General features: G+C 51.6%; 15 protein-coding genes. 12 read left to right on the forward strand and 3 right to left on the reverse strand.

Features of this window, described 5'->3' with window-relative positions; genetic code table 11:
• Positions 1–4: 4 nt before the first annotated feature.
• Together B7989_RS01510 and B7989_RS01515 are read left to right on the forward strand one after the other, a co-directional pair.
• Positions 5–835: a glycosyltransferase family 32 protein gene (locus B7989_RS01510; RefSeq protein WP_088626867.1), complete on the forward strand. Its 831-nt coding sequence runs from the start codon at positions 5–7 to the stop codon at positions 833–835.
• A gap of 25 nt (positions 836–860) precedes the next feature.
• Complete coding sequence (locus tag B7989_RS01515; protein ID WP_088626868.1) at positions 861–3,500, forward strand: RND family transporter; 2,640 nt, start codon at positions 861–863, stop codon at positions 3,498–3,500.
• A 207-nt stretch (positions 3,501–3,707) separates the two neighbouring features.
• Here the strand turns inward: B7989_RS01515 and B7989_RS01520 are convergent, their stop codons facing one another.
• Positions 3,708–5,777: an LTA synthase family protein gene (locus tag B7989_RS01520; protein WP_144264934.1), complete on the reverse strand. Its 2,070-nt coding sequence runs from the start codon at positions 5,775–5,777 to the stop codon at positions 3,708–3,710.
• 39 nt (positions 5,778–5,816) lie between these two features.
• Between B7989_RS01520 and lptC the strand changes: the two genes are divergently transcribed.
• From lptC to B7989_RS01560, 8 genes are all read left to right on the forward strand, one after another.
• Positions 5,817–6,683: an LPS export ABC transporter periplasmic protein LptC gene (lptC, locus tag B7989_RS01525; protein WP_233144203.1), complete on the forward strand. Its 867-nt coding sequence runs from the start codon at positions 5,817–5,819 to the stop codon at positions 6,681–6,683.
• Entirely contained in the window at positions 6,680–7,969 is a 1,290-nt protein-coding gene (locus B7989_RS01530) for a hypothetical protein (RefSeq protein WP_233144204.1), read from the forward strand. The genes lptC and B7989_RS01530 overlap by 4 nt, the downstream gene beginning before the upstream one ends.
• A gap of 11 nt (positions 7,970–7,980) precedes the next feature.
• Positions 7,981–8,718, forward strand: coding sequence for an LPS export ABC transporter ATP-binding protein (gene lptB / locus B7989_RS01535; protein WP_088626871.1), 738 nt, complete (start codon positions 7,981–7,983; stop codon positions 8,716–8,718).
• 8 nt (positions 8,719–8,726) lie between these two features.
• Positions 8,727–10,352, forward strand: a complete 1,626-nt coding sequence (gene rpoN / locus B7989_RS01540; protein WP_088626872.1) for an RNA polymerase factor sigma-54 — start codon at positions 8,727–8,729, stop codon at positions 10,350–10,352.
• Between the two features lie 174 nt (positions 10,353–10,526).
• A complete protein-coding gene (gene hpf / locus B7989_RS01545; protein ID WP_072979834.1) occupies positions 10,527–10,844 on the forward strand; it encodes a ribosome hibernation-promoting factor, HPF/YfiA family in 318 nt (105 codons plus the stop codon).
• Positions 10,845–10,925: 81 nt separating this feature from the next.
• Positions 10,926–11,888: an HPr(Ser) kinase/phosphatase gene (gene hprK / locus B7989_RS01550; RefSeq protein WP_233144205.1), complete on the forward strand. Its 963-nt coding sequence runs from the start codon at positions 10,926–10,928 to the stop codon at positions 11,886–11,888.
• Complete coding sequence (locus B7989_RS01555; RefSeq protein ID WP_088626874.1) at positions 11,881–12,798, forward strand: MlaD family protein; 918 nt, start codon at positions 11,881–11,883, stop codon at positions 12,796–12,798. Before hprK ends, B7989_RS01555 begins: the two co-directional genes overlap by 8 nt.
• 84 nt (positions 12,799–12,882) lie before the next feature.
• The gene (locus B7989_RS01560; RefSeq protein ID WP_072798329.1) at positions 12,883–13,353 is read left to right on the forward strand and encodes a TraR/DksA C4-type zinc finger protein; all 471 of its coding nucleotides are present in this window, start codon (positions 12,883–12,885) and stop codon (positions 13,351–13,353) included.
• Positions 13,354–13,465: 112 nt separating this feature from the next.
• On the opposite strand, the gene B7989_RS01565 is transcribed toward B7989_RS01560, so the two are convergent.
• Together B7989_RS01565 and B7989_RS01570 are read right to left on the reverse strand one after the other, a co-directional pair.
• Complete coding sequence (locus tag B7989_RS01565) at positions 13,466–14,539, reverse strand: glycoside hydrolase family 5 protein (RefSeq protein WP_088626875.1); 1,074 nt, start codon at positions 14,537–14,539, stop codon at positions 13,466–13,468.
• 35 nt (positions 14,540–14,574) lie between these two features.
• Positions 14,575–14,865: a hypothetical protein gene (locus B7989_RS01570; RefSeq protein ID WP_072798334.1), complete on the reverse strand. Its 291-nt coding sequence runs from the start codon at positions 14,863–14,865 to the stop codon at positions 14,575–14,577.
• 84 nt (positions 14,866–14,949) lie between these two features.
• Between B7989_RS01570 and B7989_RS01575 the strand changes: the two genes are divergently transcribed.
• Together B7989_RS01575 and B7989_RS01580 are read left to right on the forward strand one after the other, a co-directional pair.
• Entirely contained in the window at positions 14,950–15,786 is an 837-nt protein-coding gene (locus B7989_RS01575; protein WP_088626876.1) for a menaquinone biosynthetic enzyme MqnA/MqnD family protein, read from the forward strand.
• A gap of 78 nt (positions 15,787–15,864) precedes the next feature.
• The gene (locus B7989_RS01580) at positions 15,865–16,725 is read left to right on the forward strand and encodes a diguanylate cyclase domain-containing protein (protein ID WP_088626877.1); all 861 of its coding nucleotides are present in this window, start codon (positions 15,865–15,867) and stop codon (positions 16,723–16,725) included.
• The last annotated feature ends 73 nt before the right edge of the window (positions 16,726–16,798 follow it).

A 16,798-nucleotide genomic window follows, 5' to 3' on the forward strand; every position in this document is an offset into this window, starting at 1 on the left:
GACTATGATTCCCAAGAAAATTCATTACATTTGGCTTTCTAACGATCCGCTGCCGAAGCTTCCTCAGCTGTGTATTGAAAGCTGGAAACGTCATTGCCCGGATTACGAAATTATCCATTGGGACATGGCCAAGTGCGAACAGATTATCAAGAACGTTCCGTTCGTCCGCGAAGCGGTTGAACTCCGTAAGTGGGCTTTCGCAAGCGACTACATTCGCCTTTATGCGATTTCAACAGAGGGCGGTATCTACTTGGACAGCGATGTTTACCTGTACCAGAGTTTTGACAGGTTCCTCGACCACCGCTACTTTACGAATATCGAATTTACGACTCATTTCAAGAGAAATAAATCTTGGAAAAAGTTGAACGAAGACGGCACCAAAAAGAACAAGGACGAAATTCCTTTGCCGGGCCTTGCTTTCCAGGCGGCCATTTTCGGTGGCGAGGCTAATCACCCGTTCTTAAAGAAGTGCATGTCGTACTACGAAAATCAGAAATTCGTTTTGCCGAACGGTAAACTGAATATCGAAAATATCGCTCCGTTTGTTTATGCGCACATGGCAATGGACTTTGGCTTTGTCTATAAGAACCAGATGCAGAACTTGAAAGACGATATGGCCATTTACCCGAGCAAGATATTCTTGCCCAGTTGCGACGATGTCGATTACAAACCCGTGGCCATTCATGTTACCAGCGGAAGCTGGCGACCGCTGTCCCACAGAATCGGGCGCTTCTTTAGGCGCTTGCCGATTATCATCCAAAAGTCTTTCAAGCCCAAGCAGACGATTGATGATGTCTTGAATGGTTACGAATCTAAAAAAGCAATAGAATTCTAATACACCTTTTTATTGAAATCCTGATATGGCTACAAAAAAGACGATTCCCGAAAGATTTTCTAATTGGTACATTCCCCTCATTTGCAAGCACCAGTACAAGGCTCTTGCCTTTTACCTGATTCTTGCGGTGCTTTTTGCCATTCCTATCTTGTTTAAGCCAGGCCTTAAACTGGATGCGGATCTTTCGCACTTGTTGCCTCAGGATACTCCCAGCGTAAAGGCGCTCGAAGAATCGTATTTGCGTTTTGGTTCTACCGACAAGTTCATGATCGCAATCCAGAGCGAAGACTTGAACTTGGTGGTGGCCCTGCAAGATTCTATTGCCGAATACATCCACAAGAATTGGGAAGGCGATTTCGTTTCGACTCAGGTCGATAACGACAACCAGTTCTTCAAGGATAATGCATTGCTTTACCTGCCGGTGAAGCATTTGGAAAACATTCGCGATAACCTGGAAGATTTGCAGCTTGAAATTGGCCGTAAGAACGGCCCACTTGTTGTAGATTTGCTGAGCGGTGATTCTGCGGCAGTCGCTGATTCTACGAATGCTTCTGCAGGTGCCGCGCCCGCGAAAAAGAAACGCGTGTGGTTTGATGAAAACTTGCCGCAGGAATTGGGTCTCCCTGACGAAGCGGTGAGTGCCTTTGACGCATTCTTCAAGAAATCCAAGGGCGACACAATCGATGCGAAGGCCGCCTCGAACGAAGAAGTGGAATGGGATTCCAAGTCGACGATTCCTTCTGAACTCAAGAACCGCCTGGTCGGTTCGCCGCGCCCCGACAGCACTGGCAAGATTCTCTATAACGGCGTGGTGAACGCGAAACTCATCAAGCCCTCTACCGACTATGAATTTGTGACGCATATTCTGGCTCGTACCGATTCCCTGCTCGCTTATTTCAGCGGCAAGACTTACCCGGTGCCCACACGCTTTACAGTGGAAGGCACTTACGAAGGCCTTAAGGAAGTGGACGAAGTCGCGAACGATTCCATCTTCTCGTTCGGCATCAGCTTGGTGCTCATCATATTCCTCACGATTTTCTTCTTCAGGAGCGTGAAGGGCCCGATTCTGGTGACCGCTTCGGTGCTTTACGCGTGCCTCCCGACGCTTGCATTTACGGCTTTATTCTACGGCAAGCTGAACCCGTTTACGGTGTTCGTAGCCTCCATTATTCTCGGTATCGGTATTGACTACTCCATTCACATCTTGGGAACATCGCAAAAGCTGATGCATAAGTATGCGACTCTCGAAGAGGTCTTGGAAGCGGCTCAGCGCAAGATGCTCAAACCGTTCATCCTGGCAAGCTTTACTACGATTGCGGCGTTCTTGACGCTCCTTGCGGCTCATTTCCGCGGCTTCTATGAATTCGGCGTGGTGGCTTCGATGGGTGTGCTGTTCAGTATGCTCACGTCGCTGTTGTTCTTGCCGGTGCTTGTGAAGTGCATGGGCGGTATCCCGAAGGCTCCGGACAATTCCCTGTTGCCCAAGTCCTGGGACGAAGCGAAGATTCTCAAGTTCTTCAAGTACTTGGCTTTTGCGGGCTTTGCTCTCGGTGCGGTCTCCATTTGGTTCGCTCAAGATGTGGACTTTGAACACAACCTGCGTAACTTGCGCCGCGTCTCGACGAACGTGACCACCTCGAAGAACAAGATTTCGACCAAGGTGACTCGCGCAACGGGCAAGGCCGTGACCTCGACGCCGGCTGCCGTGATGGGCTCCAAGCCCGAACAGCTCGACAAGCTTTATGACACCTTGATGGTGCGCCTGCATGTGGAACATGACACGACTCTCGGAAGCTTCCTCACGCTCAAGAGCTTTGTACCGCCGATGGATTCGCAGAAGGCCCGCCTCGAAATCATCGAAGAAATTCGCGACCTTGCCGAAGCCCGTGTGTTTGACCGCGCCGAAGGCGATGATTCCGTGAACATTGCGAACTTGCGCAAACTTTCTGCCGTCGAAGAACCCTTTACTCCCGAAGATGTCCCGAGCTGGACTTTGGACTTGCTACGCGAAAAAGACGGAAGCTACGGTAAGATTGGCTTTATCTACGGCGACTTCCCGAGCTGGGATGCTCATGCGTTGCACCGTTTCCAGGAACGCTATGGCCACTGGAATTTCGACGGCGAAGATCTCCGTACGTTCTCTTCGCAGTTCATTCTCTCTGACGTGATTGATTCGGTGAAGAAAGACAGCTTCAGACTCGCTCTCGTGATTATCCTTGTGATTTTCGGTACGTTGGTGGTTTCGTTCCGCAAGCCGAAATATTTCTTGGCCGGTTGCGTCGCCTTTGGTATGGGTGCATTGCTCACGCTAGGCCTTCTCGGATTCCTTACCGACATGTTCGAATTCGGTAAAATCAGTATCTACAACGTGATTGTGATTCCGATGGCGCTCGGTATCGGAATCGATGCCACCATCCACATGATTACCTCGTGGACGTCTGACAAGAATCAAGGTATGACGCTCCGTCAGCTGATGGATACTACGGGCCGTAACGTGATGGCAAGTTCCACAACGACCATCGCGGGCTTCGTAGGATTCTTGTTCACGACGCACCGCGGCCTGAAGGGCATTGGCGACCTCGCTTGCATCAGCATCGCGATGTTCCTCATTACGAGCATTGTATTCTGTATGTATTTGTGCGGTTCTTGGCTCAAGAAAAAGTAGTCAAAGCCATAAGCATCGTCTAGCTGCGTTCTCGACCCTCTCGCCGTATTATTTATACGGCTTCGGGGTCTGCGGCCTTGCTATACTCGCTTCTGACTTTGACTGTAGTTAAATTGTACAGCTTCGGTCCTGCGGCGTCGTTCTGCTCGCTTCTAGCTTCGGCTTGTCATGCCGCTTGTCATGCTGAACTTGGTTCAGCATCGGCATTTAAAGCCCGCGTTCGAGCGAGTAATCCGAAATCTTGAGCAATGTATCGAGGGTCGCTGAGAGGCGACCTTCTTCGTTTTGCAACTTGCCGGTGAGCTCGTTTTCTTGACGCAGGTCGCCGTCGGCAAAGATATGCGTTTCGTCCTGGGCAGGGTATTTGGCGATAAAGCGGTAGCCGTCCAGCCCGATGGCGGCGTAGCCCGAGTATGCTCCGAGCGAAAGGCCCGCGAGCGCTTGCGGTGCCTGCGGAGCAATTGTAGAATCAACCGCCGCGGAGTCGTTGGCGACAGAGTCAGCCTTCGTTACGTTTCCGCGCAGCAAGTTGTGTCCCATAAAGATGTTCGGAACGGCAAAGCCGGCGAGCTCAAGCACGGTGGGCGCAATGTCAATCTGCGCTGCGGTTGTGGTGTCGCGTACGGCGTCAAGTCCTTTTCCGTGAATAAAGAACGGGATCCAACTCACGTTCGAAAATCCGCCGCCGTTCATCGTCGAAACGCCGTTTTCACCCAGAGGGAAACCGTGGTCGGCCATGATAATCACGTAGGTGTTCTTGTACCATTCCTCGTTTTCGATCGAATGGAAGAATCGGGCGATTTGCCTGTCGGCGTAATTCATGGTCACGTTGATGCGTTCCTGGAGCGGGCGGTTCTTTTGCTCGTCGGTCATGCCGGCGGCAAAGTTGAACGGGTAATGGTTCGAACGCGTCATGAGGGTGGCGAGGAAGGGCTTGCCTTCTTTAGAAAGAGTGTCGCGCACGTATTCAATCGCGTTGTCGATGAAGGTGGAATCGTCTTCGCGTTCGCGGTTGTAATGTTCGGCGGTGTACCACTTGGACATCCATACGCCCAGATTATCCCAGGCGGGGTCGGCGGCCGACATGTAATGCGTGCTGTAGCCGTTTTCGGTCAGCACTTGCACAAAGCTCGGGAGCGTTACGTGGGCAAGGTCTGTTGCCTGAGCCAAGCGAGAGTGGTGCGGAATGCCGATGTGCGTCGAAAGGACACCGCCCGTAGTCGGAACGCCGCTGGTGTGCATGCGCATCCACACGTGGGAATGGGCAGCGAGCGAATCCATGAACGGAGTGGGCGAGGGCTGGAGTTGCGGATTCATGTAGCCCGTATTGCGGCCGCGCTGCGATTCCATGAGCACCAGAATAAAGTTCGGTTGCATTTCGCGCTGGGCCTTCAGCTTTTCGCTGTTCAAGAGGCTTGCGCTCGGCACGCGGTAAAGCGGGAGCCCGTTGCCTTCCTTGGCGTCAGAGAATTGCCAGTCGGAATCACCTTCGATTTTTTGCCACAAGTTCTGGTAAGCGGTGCGGTAATTGCCAAGGTCAGCGTCCGTGAGGCCAACCGTTTTCTTGGCGACAAACAGGTCGTTGTAAATCAGCGAAACAACCGGGCGGAGCTTTGTCATGCGGGCGTTACCAGTCCAGATAAAGTAAACGAACAGGTAAGAGGCAATGTAGAAGACAAGTATCGCAATTGCGGATTTTTTCACGTAGAAACCGTCATCCGGGCGGTACCACTTGCAAAGCAATCTGTAAACGATGTAGGTCAGCGGGAGCATGAGCGCAAGCACCACGAACTGCAAGTACGGTATAGACAAATCGTTCGCAACATAATCGTAGAACACGATAATCGAAGACGTGTCCTTGTAAGTATCCACAAGTCCGAAAGTCAGGTGGCCGCCCAGGAATCGCTGGGTTTCGTTATCCAAAAGGGTCAGGAGCAAAATTGCGGTATGGAAAACGGCATAGAGTACTGTGGCGATTTTCACGACGATCGCTTTGGCTGTTGCCTTGCCGGCGGTAATCCGGTAAACGATGCCACCCAGAATCAGGAACACCACGAGGGCGTTCACAATCCACATGAAATCGATGCACACGGCGTGGAAAATGAACCAGTCCGGCTTAGAGACAAACGGGAATCCGTAAGGGTTGCTGCGGAACAGGAGCAGTACGCGGAGCAGAATATGCGTGACCCAGGCCGCAAGCGAAATAAGAACCAGTTTCTGGAAGGGGGCAACGCTGGCCGCCACTTTCTTCAAAAAGCCGAGAATAGTAGGTTTCATGTGATTAAAATAGAAAATCAAATTATGTATATTTGGCCTATGATTCTTCAAAAGTGGGCGTTGATACCTTTATTGCTAATCGGTCTCATTGTGACCGCTTGCGAAGAAATTGAAGAAGAAAAGCCCTGGCTGCAGGTAGAGCGCCCTGAAATGCTTTTTACCGACACCACCCTCATGGATAGCTACGACAAGGGTGTGCTCGCCTGGAAACTCAAAACTGCCTATTTGGAACGTTGGGGCGATAAGGAAGTTGTCTTTGTACGCCCGGTGCTGGTGGATATTTACGATTCTCTCGGAGAACGCACCGCATTCTTGCGCGCCGATTCGGGCCGCATGGATTTGAAGTTTACCTACGTTTATGCCTACGGACATGTGTATGCGCTTACGCCCAAGGGAGCCTCGGTGCGTTCGGACTCCTTGATTTGGAACAAGGGTGACAATCTGGTGACAACCGAAAGCTACGTGCGCGTGGTGAGCGAAGAAGGCGACGTGTTGCAAGGCCGTGGCTTTGTGAGCGACGCCCACATGGACAATTGGCGCATTCTTTCGAATGTGACCGGTATTTTCCAGGATGCCGCCCGCCGCCTCAAAGAAGAAGACAAGTCCCAGGCCAAGGAAATCGAAACCCGCGACAGCGCCCAGGCGGCAAATCCGGCGCCCGCCCCTGTTGCTCCGCAAGTGAAGCCTGCTCCGCAGCCTGCAAGCTCGGCCTCTCAGGCTCCCGTAAAACCAGATTCCTTGAAGAAGTCGAAGGATTTTGCTAATGCCGCCGCGAAGGCCGCGGTGGCGGCGGAGGCTTCGGCCGACGAGCCGAAGCCGGCAGCGACAAAAGTGGAAATGCAACTGCTGAAAAAGATCAAGGAACGGGGAGACCGCGCCAAAGCAAAGCCGAGGGACGCCGAATGATTTTGCGTCTTTTACCTTTGTTGCTTGCCGCCCTGCTAGCGACAAGTGCTGCCGCGCAGACCTCGCCCTTGATCATGAAACATGCCGACAGCCTTGCTGTCGCCCGCAAGCGCGGAACGCTCTTGCTGCAAGGGCGAGTGCATTTCATTCATGACAGCATCCAGTTTCGTACCCAGCGCGCCTTCTGGAACAAGAACGACGAAAGTGTGCAATGCAGCGGCGGGTTCCTGTTCACGCACCCCTCGGGCTACATTAAGGCCGTAAACGGCTTCTATCGAAAGAAATCCGGAATTGCGACCGCCTCAAACGATGTGTACGCCGGCGACTCGGCGAATTCTTACCTGTTCACGGGCGATTACCTGGAATACGACCGCGAAAACGAAATCCTTACCATGCCGCAAAAGCCCAAGCTTTACCAGTACGAAAAAATGAAAAGTGGCAAAATCGATACGGTGACGATTTCGGCCAAGCGCATTATTTACAACAAGAAGGATTCTTTCGCGCAGGCTTTCGATTCGGTGAAGGTCACGCAGAACGACATGGTCGTCACTTGCGATACGGGCTATTTCGACCGCAAGAACAACTGGCTTTCCATGAAGGGCCATCCGACTTGCGACATGAAGAATTACCACCTTACGGGTGATTCCATTTTCCTGGTGCTGGATTCCGCCGGCAAGTCGCTCAAGTCGGCACTCGTGATCCGCAACGCCCATGGTGTGCAGCAAGAAGATCCCAAGCGCAATGCCCCTGGCAGCGTGACCGAAGCTTTTGGCGACACCCTTTATGCGCAATTCAATAACGACAAAATTGAACGCCTTTACGTGAACCTGAATGCCCGCGGATTCTTCTACGAAACCGACCTCAAGGATTACCGCAACTTAATGGACGGCGACCGCCTGGATCTGTATTTCAATCAAGGCAAGATGGACAAGGCCGTGGTTTCGGGCAAGGCGCAGAGTACGTATTTCTATGTGAAAAAGGACCGCTCCGTTTCGGGCAAGAACGAAGCCGCCGGCGATACCATTCACATCCTGTTCGATGCTCAAAAGAATGCGGTCAAGTCGCTTAAACTCTTGGGTAGCGCAACCATGGCAAGCGGTCGCTATATCGACATGGAAAAAACGGAACGCCTCAAGAAAGAAGCCGAGGCAGCCAAGGCCGCGAATAAAGATATTGACAAAAAGAAAGAATCCGACGATAATAAAAAGGCCGGAAACGTTAAAAGCAAATTGGATATAATGCGAAAAGCCCGTGAAAAGGCAATCGCGCCTGCGAAAGATTTGTAAATTGAGAGTGTATGAAAAATCTTGTTAGTACCATACGCACGGAGCACCTGAGAAAGGTCTATGGCGGTCGCCAAGTGGTGAGCGACGTGTCCATTCGCGTGTCGCAGGGCGAAATCGTCGGACTCCTCGGCCCTAACGGTGCCGGCAAGACGACTTCGTTCTACATGATCGTGGGCATGGTACGTCCGGAGTCCGGGCATATCTTCTTGGACGATATCGAAATGACGGACAAGCCCATGTACAAGCGCGCCCGCCTTGGCATCGGTTACCTGCCGCAAGAAGCTTCGATTTTCCGCAAGCTCAGCGTCGAAGACAACATTATGGCCATTCTCGAAACGCAGAACATGAAGCGTTCCGAACGCAAGCGCCGTCTCGAAGAATTGCTCGAAGAATTTAAGATTACGCACATTCGCAAAACCAAGTCCATGAGCTGCTCAGGCGGTGAACGCCGCCGCTTGGAAATTGCACGCGCCTTGGCAAGCGATCCGTCGTTCCTGTTGCTCGACGAACCGTTTGCAGGTATCGACCCGATTGCCGTGGCCGACATCCAGTCCATTATTTCGGGCCTCAAGGAACGCGGCATGGGCGTGCTCATTACCGACCACAACGTGCGTGAAACGCTTTCGATTACCGACCGCGCCTACATTATGTACAAGAGCCAGGTGCTGACCGAAGGTTCTTCGGAATATTTGGCGAATGACCCCGAAGCCCGTCGCATTTACTTGGGCGATAGCTTTAGCTTAGGTTAGGGGGCTTTGTGGATATAGGGATTCAACTTGGTACAAATCAGCGGCTGGAGCAAAATCTTTCGCCCCAGCTTAGGCAGTTTGTAACCATTCTGCAGAAGAATTCCCTGGAACTCGATACCGCCATCAAAGAAGAACTTGAAACCAATCCGCTTCTGGAATTGGACGATGCCGCCCCGATGGAAGAACGCGAAGTCCACGAAGACGAACTTCCGGATTCTGGTGCCGAGCTGCGCGAAGCTAAAGATAATTTTGACGACTACGATTCTGGCGACTATTCTAGCCTCGAAGACAGCGCCATAGGCGATAGCTCGCTTTTGGACGGTAGCAACGATATCGATTACGAACAGTACTTGAAAGACGGCTCCATGAACGAAGACGCGCCTTTCAAGGATTTGAACGTGGGTAACGATTCCGATGACGAATGGGACCGCCCCATTAAGGATCATGGCAAAAGCCTGCAAGACCAGTTGCGCGACCAGCTTTCGCTTTGGTCGGGCACTCGCGAACAGTTGGAGCAGCTTGCGCAAAGCAATTGCTCCGAAAAGAAATTCCGTTCGCTGGTGGAATACCTGATCGACTCTCTCGACGAAAACGGATTCCTGCAAGAAGTTTCTGCCGAGGTGGCCCCGCTTCGTGCGTCCGAAGATCCCCTGATTAACGAAATTGAATCCATGCTCCGTAACGAAGTCCCGCTGGAAGAATGTTCCTTGCCGGTGCGCGAAGCGGTGCATGTATTGCAGGGCTTTAATCCGCGCGGCATTGGCGCCCGCAACCAGCGCGAATGCTTTTTGATTCAGGCTTACGCCCTCCCGAGTTTTCCGCCGCTTGGCATCAAGATTCTCGAAGAATGCTACGATGACTTGCTGGCGCTACGTTATGCTAAAATTGGAAAGGCCTTGGGCGTTTCGACCGAAGACGTGCAGCGTGCGGTCGCAAGCTTTGCAAAGCTTAACCCGCATCCGGGTTTCCAGCTTTCCAATTCCCGCGTGCAGACCATTGCCGCCGACCTCAAGGTGGTCGACAAGCATGGTCACATGGAAGTCGAATCCGTACGCTCTTCGATGCAAAAGCGCCTGCGCGTGAACCAGACCTACAAGGCTATTCTTGACGACAAGGGAGCCTCCAAGTCCGACAAGGAATACGTGCGCACGCACCTCTTTAAGGCGGTCGAATTTATCAAGGCGCTCGACAACCGCTACACGACCATGGAACTGGTGATGCGGGCCATTTTCAAGCGCCAAAAGGATTTCTTTAAGAAGGGCCCGGCATTCTTGAAGCCCATGGTGCAGCAAGACATTGCCGACGATATCAAACGTGACGTAAGTACCGTGAACCGCTCGGTCAACGGCAAGTATGTCGACACGCCCTACGGCATTTTCGAACTCAAGCAGTTCTTTACTTCGGGCGTCAAGCAGGATTCCTCGCCCGATGGCGAAGAACTCAGCTCGGCAACCATCCTGGACGCCATCAAGAAACTCGTGGACGAAGAAGACAAGAAAAAGCCTCTTTCGGACCAGGCGATTGCAGACAAACTGATGGAACAGGGGATCAAGGTAGCCCGCCGTACGGTGGCAAAATACCGCGAAGAAGAGCTGCATTTGTTGCCCGCCAGCAAGCGAAAAAAACTCATTTAGGCCGTTTTTCGCCCAAAAAGGCGGCTTTTTTAGCAATTATTCCAATTTGGAATAAATTTTTTTGAAAATTTTTGAAAAACCCTTTGTTTTTGAACAAAAAAAGATGTATATACTCTAGACGTGGGGGAAATTCCCACAAATAAAATAAGAACCCTTTTTAAGGAGGTTAATATTATGGATATTCAGTTCTCTGCTCGTCACTTTAATGCTTCTGCCGGACTCCAGGATCGTATTCAAGAAGAAATGGACAAATTAGCTCGATTCTATCCGAATATCACCAGTGCCTCCGTTATCCTTGACCACGAAGTTGAACATCAGCGCCATTGCGAAATTACTGTGAACATTACCGGCTCCCAGGTTGTTGCCTCCGCCGACGAAGAAAACATGGGCAAGGCCGTTGATGTGACTCTCGAACGCATTAAGGTGCAGCTCAAGAAGGCAAACGACAAGCAGAACGATCACCGTGCCCAGCCCGTTTCCGAAGTTGTATAACCGGTTGCAATCGTGGCTGAGTCTAGATTAAAAGACATAAAGATCCTGCACCGGGAACGTCTCCTGGTGCGGGACTTTTTTTTGCATTACGGCAGGGACCTGCAGATGGCCTGCCATTCTCCGGAATCTGCTATGGACGCCCCGATTGCCGAAAGCGGTATTCACCGCCCGGGCCTTGCCATGGCAGGTTACACCAAGGTTTACAGTTCGCAGCAGATTCAGGTAGTCGGGCACACGGAATGGAACTACTTGGAATCGATTGGCCCCGAAGGCCGTGCGAAAGTCTTTGAGAATTTATCTGTATTCAAGGCCCCGATGTGGGTGGTGACGCATTCGCAAATGCCGCACCCCGAACTCAAGGCCATGTGTGACCGCTTGAACATCCCGCTGTTCTCGACCACGCTTCACACTTACGAATTCAACAAGATCGCTCAGCGTATCTTGGAAGAATTCTTTGCTCCGCATGCCATTATTCACGGTAGCCTGGTCGACGTCTACGGCGTCGGCATGCTCTATGTGGGCGACAGCAACGTGGGTAAGTCGGAATGCGTACTTGACCTCGTGGAAAGCGGACACCGCATGGTGGCCGACGACGTAGTCCACATCAGTAACGTGGGCCGTGCCATTATCGGACGTCCGGACCCCTTGATCAAGCACCACATGGAAATCCGCGGCGTAGGCATTCTCGATATCCGCTCCATGTTCGGTATTCACGCCATTCGCAAGGTGAAAAAGATCGAAACCATCGTAGAACTGCAACAATGGCAGCGCGACGGCGGCTACGACCGTACCGGGCTCAATGAGCAGGAAGAAGAGGTCATGGGGGTCAAAATCCCCAAAGTTGTGATTCCTGTGGCTCCTGGCAAGAACCTGACCGTGATTTCTGAGGTCATTGCCATGAATACTTTGATGAAATATAACGGTCAAAACGTGGCTCAGGACTTCAATGAGTCCCTAATGCAAAAGATTAAGGCCAAGGCCAAGGGCGAGTATGTCGATGATTTGTTAGATTTCGACAATCAAAATTGGTCTTACTATGAATAAGTTTTCCAGGCTGATCAAAGAGAACCTGTTGCCGTTTATCGTGTTCGCCATTATCGTGACGTCATGTTGTGCGGCATGGTTCTTTTTACATCCGTCTAGTCCGTTCCATGAACGTTATACTTTCGTGGTGTCTTACGATGCTATCGGTACGCTTTCTCCGGGGAACCTGGTCAAGGTGCGCGGTATTCCGTGCGGTCAGATTACCAAGGTGGAACTGACCGACGACGCTGTCTATGTGACGCTTGAAGTCCTTGCGGAAACGATCATTCCCAAAAACTCCGAGTTCCGCCTGATTACCGCAGGCTTGATGGGCGAACGCGAAATGTGCGTGCTTACGGGCGATTCCAAGGAACTTGTTCACCAGGGCGACACGCTGGTTGGTCATTTTGACCAAGGCATGGCCGGCTTTGGCAAGAAGGTCGGAGCAATTTTGGCCGATCTGGGCGAATTGAGGGATTCTGCCCGCTCGGTCATGGATTCGCTTTCGAACGGTCAGGCCGGTGAACAGCTGAATCGTGTTTCTAGAAAGGCCAAGACCGTTGTCCGCAAGACCAAGGTGAACGTGAACAGCTGGAAGGCCCAGGTTGATTCGCTCCTGGATGAATGCGACCACAGCCTGGGCAATGCCCAAGTGGCCCTGGAGGCTATCGCTCAAACCGGTGCCGCCAAGGTTCACGATCTGGGGAGCTTGGTCGATCGCACCCGCAAACTGCTGGAAACGGTCAAGGCTCTCAAGGAACAGTCCGCTACCGTTTTGGGCAAACTGATGCAAGACGACAACACCGCCGGCTTGATCGTCAGTCAGGATTCCCCGTTTAACAAGGGGCTGGATAAGCTGCTTCAGGACGTCGATGCCCTGCTGAATGACATCAAAAAGAGCGGTTTGGATATTAATGTTGATATTTTCTAAAAAAAGTTTACCCTTTTCGCGAAAAAAAAGTTATTTATCACTTTATCGGTACAAACGAGTATAATCGCAACCAAGGAGAAAACCATGGCTGAAAAGAAACCTGTAAAAATGAGCGATGCTGACCTCAAGTTCTTTGAGGATATGTTGATTGAAAAACGTAGGCAGATTGTTACGGCCCAGACAGACTTTGACAAGACCGAAACGTTCAAGAATCAGGCACAGGCGGGCGAAGGTGGCGAATCGAACAGTGCCGACCTGGCAACCGACTATAATGCTCTCGAAACGAACTTCTCCTTGGCTGCTCGCGAAGGCAAGTATCTGGTTTACCTAGAAGAAGCGCTCAAGCGCATCAAGAAGGGTACCTTCGGTATTTGCAAGGTTTGCGGTGAACTCATTCCCAAGGCCCGCTTGATTGCCGTGCCCACGGCCACCAAGTGCGTGAACTGCAAGGAAGAAACCAAGCGCAAGGAAAAGGAAGACAGCCGTCTTGAAATGGCTCGTATGCTCGCCGAAGCCCAGCGCCGTGAAATGCAGAAGCGCGCTGCCGGTAAATAGAACTTAGTTGGCAGAACTTAGAGCTTAGTCTATTAAGTGGATATTTAAAAAGCGCCCTTTCGGGGGCGCTTTTTCTAAGTTCTACAGCGTAGCGATCTAAGTTCTACCAACTTTAACCTTTAGCGAGCAGTTCCATGAGCTCGTTGTCGAGGCGGTCCGGATTGTTGTACTGCTCGAGGCTGTTGTGGAGCGATTCGCCCTTCGACACAATGCCGAAGTCCAGGTTCTTGTAGTTCCAGTAGCTGTAGCCTACGTCGGCGTCGCGCAAGATTTCCATGAAGTCGTGCATCCAGGCGAGCTGGTACTTTCTCGGCACCTGTACGTACACGCCGAATTCGTTGCAGGCAACGGGCAGGTCGTACTTTGCGCGGAAGTCGAGTGCGTTCTGGATACTTTCTTGCAGACGGGCCTTGTCCCACTTGCCGAATTCCACGTTGAGGCGGGTGGTGGCACCGGCCTCGGGAGCGGCGTAGTCGCCTGGCCACGGGCGTTCAATCTTGAAGAACGGGTCGTTGATCCAGGCGGCACCTTGGTGCGTAAAGGTCACCGGGGTGTAGGTATGAAAGCTGTAGATGGCGTTGTCGTCGTCCATCGGGGTCAGGTACTTGAATTCGTGGGCGCTGTTCCACTTGTTGCTGCCGACCACGATCGTGTTCTTGGGAGCGTGCTTGCGGATTGCCCAGAAAATTTCGTCTTTTACTTTGTCCCAAACCAGGGAGTCGGCCGCAGCGGGCTCGTTCAGGAGTTCCATCATCACGCGCTGTTCACCGCTGTAGCGTTCGGCCATAAACGACCAGACCTTGGCGGTATCCTTGCGGGCATCGGCGCTTACAAAGAAGGGCTGCTCCTGGTAAGAGCCGAGGTGAAAGTCGTGGCCCGGGCACTTGTGCAGGTCAAGAATCACGTACAGGTCATTTGCCAGAATGTCCTTGATGGCCTTGTCGAGCAGAGTGAAAACTTCTTCTTTAGGCTTGATCGTTCCTTCGTCGAACAAGTTGAAGTAGTCCACCGGCAAGCGCACGTGGTTGAACCCCGCACCGCGGATGCGTTTGAAATCCGCGTCGCCAAGGAATGTCTTGATGTGTTCAATGATCCCGGGAAAACCGACGGGATCTTTTTCCTGGATGCAGTCTACCTGACTGAACCATCCACCCAAATTCACTCCCCGCAGTCTCTCATTAATCATTGTATCATCCCTGTGTGCGAAAAGGCTGAATTGCCTTACTCGTTAACAATTGTCAGGTCTTCTTCGGCGATGTTCAAGCTCATGATCACTTCCATGTCATCCGGAAGATCCTTGAAATCAACAACCAGGCCGACCTTCTTCGATTCGTCCTTCTGCTTTTCGAACAGGACGACATCAAAAATCTTCATTCTTACCACCGCCTCTTGTGTGACGGGGATTTCCACAGTCATGCCCTTGCTAATTGGGCCTTCAACAATCTTGCCCTTGAACACCAGAGACGTCTGGTCGTCGCCGAGCGATGTCTTCTTTACATGAAATACAGCCATTATACCTTAGCCATTATCGGTTATTCATCTGTTATTTGAATTTTGACCCTGTTGCAGGTCGTGGCGAAAAATTAACTTTTTTACATGGCTTTACGAGTTGGACGAATCCCATTTTTGGTCTGTGCGCCGTTTTTTCATGACTTCCTTGGACGAGAGTCTGAATTTAGCGATGTTGAATTTGTGGACGGCGTGCCGAGTGCGCATTGTGCGGGACTGAAAAATGGTTCTATCCATTTGTCGCCGGCGTCGTCGATCACGTTTGCGCAACAGCCCGGAGACTTTGTGCTTGCTCCTGATATTTGTACTTCATGTTCCTTTGAAGTGCGTTCCGTAAAGCTGTTTTCCAAGGTGCCTATCGAAGAGCTTTCGCGCAAGTTGGTGTGCCTTACGGCGCAGAGCATGACCTCTATCAACCTGCTCAAAATCTTGCTGCAGGAACGGTTCGGACTTTCGCCCGAATACAAGTCCGGACCTTACGCCGCAAACGATGACGCGTGCTTGTTGATTGGTGACCAGGCGCTCGAAGAAAACGAACGCCGCCGCTTTGCCTACGATTACGACTTGGGTACGCTTTGGCAGGATTGGCAACACGTGCCGTTTGTCTTTGGCGCCTGGATTATTGCAAAGAGCGCTCTGGAACCTGGTTTAGAACAAACTTTAAACCGTTACCTGCAGGCGACTCGCGAAAGCATTGAACGGTTCCGCGAAAATCCTTCGAAATGTCTTGATCGCTGGCTTGCCCGGTACCCCGTCGATTTGCCGCGAGCGGTCGTAGAAAACTACTATTCGTCCATCGATTACCGTTTTACCGATGAACGCAAACGCTCGCTTTCGCTGTTTTTTGAGCATGCGGCATCCCTCGGCCTTATTGAAACTGCCCCGAAATTAGAGTTTTTGGCGTTTCCCTCGCAAGAAGAATAAAAAAGCAAAAAATAAATAGACATCGTTCTAAAACAAAGTTATTTTAAAGCCAAAGCCCTTTAACAGGGGAGGTTTGTGATGGTTGAAGAAAAAATCCTTGTTGTTGACGACAATGAAGAAATCCTGGACAAGACCAAGGATCTCTTGCAACGTGTCGGCTATAGCGTTGAATGCTGCAATTCCGGAAAAGACGCTCTGGATTACTTGAGCGAAAACAAGGTGGATTTGGTGCTGCTCGACATCAACATGCCGAAGATGAACGGCTTCGATGTCTGCTTGCGCATCCGTCAGCGCCATGCCCTCGACGATCTTCCGGTCATCTTCCTTACGAACCGCGAAGATAGCGATAGCGTGACCAAGGGTTTCCAGGCGGGCGCCTCGGACTTTGTGAGTAAGAGCGCCATTGCCGAAATTCTGCTGGCCCGCGTGAATGTGCATATTCGCTTGGCCCGTTCGCTGCGCAACCTCCGCGATATTTCTTTGACTGACGACATGACGGGCTGCTTCAACCGCCGTCACGGTATGTTCTCGCTGCGTGAATGGTTCTCGCGTTCCAAGCGTTACGGCACGCAGTTCGCCATCATTTACTTTGACTTGAACGGCTTGAAGTTCACCAACGACCAGTACGGCCATCAGGCCGGCGACTTGCTGTTGCGTTCGGTGGCGACCGCCGTTAAGGACATTCTGCGCGAAACGGACCAACTCTTTAGAATGGGCGGCGATGAATTCATGGTCATTTGCCCCGAAACCGATGTGAAGGGCGCCTTCGTCTGTGCTGAACGTATGGAAAAGATCGTGTCTGAAATCAAGATTGTTGACAAGCAGGCTTCTTTTGCCTACGGTGTCGCGCATTCCAGCGAAGACTACAAGGAAGTCGACGACATGCTGCACAGCGCTGACGTTTCCATGTACAAGATGAAACAGGAAATGCGGAAATAATGAGCGATGAGTGATGTACAAATGTGTGATGATTCATTTCACATTTGTCATTCCACATTACACATTACATGTT

It is taken from the genome of Fibrobacter sp. UWB5 (genome assembly GCF_002210295.1).
In the GTDB taxonomy this organism is placed as follows: Bacteria; Fibrobacterota; Fibrobacteria; order Fibrobacterales; family Fibrobacteraceae; genus Fibrobacter.

Bases quoted from the DNA above. Each gene is read 5' to 3' on its own strand.
- B7989_RS01510 (WP_088626867.1), top strand. From the start codon at position 5: ATGATTCCCAAGAAAATTCATTACATTTGGCTTTCTAACGATCCGCTG.
- B7989_RS01515 (WP_088626868.1), top strand. From the start codon at position 861: ATGGCTACAAAAAAGACGATTCCCGAAAGATTTTCTAATTGGTACATT.
- B7989_RS01520 (WP_144264934.1), bottom strand. From the start codon at position 5,777: ATGAAACCTACTATTCTCGGCTTTTTGAAGAAAGTGGCGGCCAGCGTT.
- lptC (WP_233144203.1), top strand. From the start codon at position 5,817: ATGATTCTTCAAAAGTGGGCGTTGATACCTTTATTGCTAATCGGTCTC.
- B7989_RS01530 (WP_233144204.1), top strand. From the start codon at position 6,680: ATGATTTTGCGTCTTTTACCTTTGTTGCTTGCCGCCCTGCTAGCGACA.
- lptB (WP_088626871.1), top strand. From the start codon at position 7,981: ATGAAAAATCTTGTTAGTACCATACGCACGGAGCACCTGAGAAAGGTC.
- hpf (WP_072979834.1), top strand. From the start codon at position 10,527: ATGGATATTCAGTTCTCTGCTCGTCACTTTAATGCTTCTGCCGGACTC.
- B7989_RS01555 (WP_088626874.1), top strand. From the start codon at position 11,881: ATGAATAAGTTTTCCAGGCTGATCAAAGAGAACCTGTTGCCGTTTATC.
- B7989_RS01560 (WP_072798329.1), top strand. From the start codon at position 12,883: ATGGCTGAAAAGAAACCTGTAAAAATGAGCGATGCTGACCTCAAGTTC.
- B7989_RS01565 (WP_088626875.1), bottom strand. From the start codon at position 14,539: ATGATTAATGAGAGACTGCGGGGAGTGAATTTGGGTGGATGGTTCAGT.
- B7989_RS01570 (WP_072798334.1), bottom strand. From the start codon at position 14,865: ATGGCTGTATTTCATGTAAAGAAGACATCGCTCGGCGACGACCAGACG.
- B7989_RS01575 (WP_088626876.1), top strand. From the start codon at position 14,950: ATGGCTTTACGAGTTGGACGAATCCCATTTTTGGTCTGTGCGCCGTTT.
- B7989_RS01580 (WP_088626877.1), top strand. From the start codon at position 15,865: ATGGTTGAAGAAAAAATCCTTGTTGTTGACGACAATGAAGAAATCCTG.